The sequence below is a fragment of the Neisseria sp. P0021.S007 genome, assembly GCF_051956855.1.
The window spans coordinates 1-736 of sequence record NZ_JBQCXA010000437.1 but is presented as its reverse complement, the minus strand read 5'-3'; the positions used below and the strand labels follow the sequence as shown (position 1 = coordinate 736).

At 53.9% G+C, this 736-nt stretch carries 1 protein-coding gene; it reads right to left on the bottom strand.

Annotated elements, in window-relative coordinates; genetic code table 11:
• Nucleotides 1-619, bottom strand: a 619-nt coding sequence (gene serB / locus ACTHUR_RS13855; protein ID WP_440399120.1) for a phosphoserine phosphatase SerB, incomplete at its 3' end; no start/stop codon positions are given.
• Nucleotides 620-736: the final 117 nt, after the last annotated feature.

The window sequence follows — 736 nt, the reverse complement described above, 5'->3', positions numbered from 1 at the left end:
CGTCGATGATTCTGCCTTTCAGACGACCCGTCAGCTTGCCGTTTTCAATTTCCAAAACATTGGCGTGTTGGTATTCGAAGCCGAGGCGTTGTTGCAGCCTTTCGGTGAAAAACGTGAATCCGCCCGACACCAGCATGAATTTCACGCCGTGCGCCTTACATTCGTCCAACAAAAATTCCGCACCGGGCGAGAGCCGCAAAACGTTTTCATAAACCTCCGCCAAAACCCGCTCGTCCAATCCCGCCAACAGGGCGACGCGGCTGCGCAAAGACTGCTCGAAATCCAATTCGCCGCGCATCGAGCGTTCGGTAATTTCCGCCACGCGGTCTTTCAAACCGACGCCCGCCGCAATTTCATCGACGCATTCAATGGTAATCAGCGTCGAATCCATATCGCTGACAATCAGCCCGAGTTCGCCGAACGCCATATCGGGCAACACGGCGTGGTCGATTTGACGGCTGCTCAGTAACGCCGCGTCTGCCTCGCTTAAAGAAAATCCTTCTTCAACGATGAAACGCATACGCTTTTCATCGGCGTAATCAGGCTCGGGCAGGCGGGAGAGGAGGGCGGAAGGCAGGGCTTCGGCGGAGGGAAATTGGAGGACGAGGGCGTTCGGCATGGCGGTGGCTCAAAAAATGCGGATTATATAGTGAAACAGCGGAGAATGTTACGGCGGTCAGAGCCTGTAATCAGAAAATGATTTTAAACGCAGACGGCAGTATTTGTAAGGGAATAC